At 48.3% G+C, this 3,014-nt stretch carries 3 protein-coding genes; all 3 read left to right on the top strand.

Features of this window, described 5'->3' with window-relative positions:
- Positions 1–118 precede the first annotated feature (118 nt).
- A complete protein-coding gene (locus SFV55_RS29290; RefSeq protein WP_320033155.1) occupies positions 119–430 on the top strand; it encodes a hypothetical protein in 312 nt (103 codons plus the stop codon).
- A 277-nt stretch (positions 431–707) separates the two neighbouring features.
- On the top strand, positions 708–1,259 hold the full coding sequence (locus SFV55_RS29295) for a gluconate 2-dehydrogenase subunit 3 family protein (protein ID WP_320033156.1): 552 nt from the start codon (positions 708–710) through the stop codon (positions 1,257–1,259).
- Between the two features lie 24 nt (positions 1,260–1,283).
- Positions 1,284–3,002: a GMC family oxidoreductase gene (locus tag SFV55_RS29300; RefSeq protein WP_320033157.1), complete on the top strand. Its 1,719-nt coding sequence runs from the start codon at positions 1,284–1,286 to the stop codon at positions 3,000–3,002.
- The last annotated feature ends 12 nt before the right edge of the window (positions 3,003–3,014 follow it).

Here is a 3,014-nt window from a genome sequence, read left to right on the forward strand (position 1 = left end):
TTTTAGCATAGCTAGGAAAATGTCTCAAGCCATTAAGATAAGTGGGAAGGGGGGAACGCATGATTAACGGAATTTTTCACAAGTTCCTCTTTTCCCCGTTTTTTACAAAGCTTGCTTGATGCTTAACTTAATGGCGATGGGCGCAGCCTACCAGGTTCACAAGCCTATAAACGGTGTAGATAATCTGCAATGGTACTTCGGTGGTGGCGCAAGTGCATTCTTTTACAACTATGACAATGGCTTTGATTTTGGTGATTCGGGTAGTTTTGGCTTAGGAATCATGGGTAACCTTGGTTTGGATTACAAGTTCCCCAATACCCCAATTAACCTGAGTGCTGACTGGATGCCAACCATCTTTATTGGCAATGGCTATCTCACCGGTTTTGGCGGAGGTTATGGTGCACTTTCTGTTCGCTACACGCTGAACTAAACACTAGCGAAGTTCTTCTCTAACCAGGTATACTTAAGAATCGCGTCGGGTGAATGGCTCATGGTCATTCACCCGTTTTTTTTGCATTGATTCAAAATTCTTATCAAACCAAATCAGAATCTTATTGTTAATCTTCCCTTAATGTTTATTCTTTTTTTGGGAAAAAACCGTTTCCTCTTTCTATTTTTACCGCGCTTGTTTACTTTTAGAGAATTCGGAAATCATGCTATTCATTCATGCCCAGCGATAAGTCCTGGGTATTAATTCTTTTTCAATCATGCAGAGAAGAGAAGCAGTAAAGATCTTTACGGCTGTTTTCGGAGCCTCCCTGGCTGTACCGGAAACCGTTTTTGCCCGGCTCGCCGAGCCAATGGATATGGGCATCAAGCCGACCCTTCTGAGCAGTAAGCAACGCAAAACCCTGGCTGCCGTTGCTGAATGCATCATTCCAAAAACCGATACGCCGGGAGCCATTGAGGCAGGGGTGCCACGCTGGTTTGAAATCCTGTTGCAGGATTGCTACAAACCCGACGCTCAGAAAGTCATCATGGACGGATTGACCAACCTGGATGCAGAGTGCAAAACCAAACATGGATCCACTTTTGCCAAACTCAAAATGCCACAACAAATCGAAATCCTCACCGCCATGGAAAAGGCAGAACGGGATGCCAATGTTCGTGGAGGGTTCATTCGTGCTACCAAAGACCTGGTGAAATCCTGCTACGCCAACAGCGAAGTAGGTGCCAGCACGGCCTTTGAATACCAGCTCGCCCCCGGCCGCTGGAGTGGCGAAGAATTGTACAAAATGGGAGACAAAATTTATTTGTAGTCGTCATCGCAAAAAAAAACATCCATGCAAATCAATCATAACGGCGTTGTTGCAGAAAACACTTATGACGCCATTGTAGTAGGTTCGGGTATTTCCGGCGGCTGGGCTGCCAAAGAATTGACCGAAAAGGGACTCAAAGTACTGGTGCTCGAACGGGGTCGCGATCTGCGGCACGTAGTTGACTACCAGACTACCATGAGCATGCCCTGGGATCTTCCTCATCAGGGTAAGTCATCTGAGGAAAGCCTTAAACAACAAAGTGTTCAGGCACGCACGGGCTATACCGTACAAAACGAAGCCACTGCCTATTTGTTTGTTAAAGATACCGAGCATCCTTACATCGAGAAAAGACGTTTCGACTGGATGCGGGGTTACCACAAAGGTGGCCGCTCCATCACCTGGGGCAAGCAGAGCTACCGTTGGAGCCAGATGGATTTTGAAGCCAATGCCAAAGATGGTATTGCCACTCCCTGGCCTGTTAACTACGACGAAATCGCCCCCTGGTACAGTTATGTAGAGCGCTATGTAGGCGTAAGTGGTTCAGTGGAAAACCTGCCTCAATTGCCCGACAGCGATTTCCAACCTGCGATGGACCTGACTGCTGCTGAAAAAGTGCTCAAAAGAGCAGTTGAATCCAAGTGGAAAGGCCGCAAGATCATTCCAGGTCGCGCTGCGCACTTGACTGCACCTACCCAGGAGCAATTGGCATTGGGTCGTGGGAAGTGTCAATACCGTAACCTTTGTTCTCGCGGTTGCCCTTATGGTGCCTATTTCAGCAGCAATGGAGCTACTTTAATTTCTGCCGAGCGCACAGGAAACATGACCTTCCGCCCACATTCTATTGTCGGGTCCCTGATTTATGATGAAGCGACAGGCAAAGCTAAAGGGGTAAATGTGATTGATGAGGTGAGCAAACAACCTATGGAGTTTTTTGCCAAAATCATCTTCCTGAACGCCTCCTGTATTGCTTCTACGTCGATCTTGATGAACACCAAAACCCAGCGTTATGGTGCTGCAGGTTTGGATGAATCTGGATCCTTGGGTCGTTACTTGATGGATCACCACCTGGGTGTAGGCGCAAGTGGCATTTTTGAAGGTGAGTTGGACAAAACGACCTTTGGCCGTCGCCCCAACGGAGTTTATGTACCCCGCTATCGCAACCTGCACGAAGAAGGCAAGGGCTACATCCGGGGCTTTGGTTATCAGGGAGGAGCCGCTGGTCGCCAGGGTTGGAGCCGCGATATTATGGGCTTTGGTGAAGATTTCAAAAAACAATATACTTCACTTGGGCCATGGAGTGTCAACCTGGGTGGCTTTGGGGAATGGTTGCCATACAAAGACAACATGATGTTCCTCAGCCCAGATAAAAAAGACCAGTGGGGGCTGCCTCAGGTAGTAGTTGATGCGGGCTATACCAGCAACGAAGTCAACATGCGCAAGGACATGATGAACGACGCAGCCGAAATGCTGGAAGCAATGGGGGCCAAAAACATCACCACGAATACTTCAGAACCTGCCCTCGGCTTGGGGATTCACGAAATGGGTACTGCTCGCATGGGCACCGACCGCAAAAATTCGGTACTGAACAAGTGGAACCAGGTTTGGGCGGCACCTAATGTATTCGTTACCGATGGGGCTTTCATGACTTCGGCGAACTGCGTTAACCCTTCCTTGACTTATATGGCCTTTACGGCTCGGGCAGCGGATTACGCGGTGTCGGAGTTGAAGAAGGGGAATTTGTAAGAGAAGTTGAGA

It is taken from the genome of Haliscomenobacter sp. (assembly GCF_033763495.1).
Taxonomy (GTDB): domain Bacteria; phylum Bacteroidota; class Bacteroidia; order Chitinophagales; family Saprospiraceae; genus Haliscomenobacter.

Coding starts and splice junctions, on each gene's coding strand:
- SFV55_RS29290 (WP_320033155.1), top strand. CDS start 119: ATGCTTAACTTAATGGCGATGGGCGCAGCCTACCAGGTTCACAAGCCT.
- SFV55_RS29295 (WP_320033156.1), top strand. CDS start 708: ATGCAGAGAAGAGAAGCAGTAAAGATCTTTACGGCTGTTTTCGGAGCC.
- SFV55_RS29300 (WP_320033157.1), top strand. CDS start 1,284: ATGCAAATCAATCATAACGGCGTTGTTGCAGAAAACACTTATGACGCC.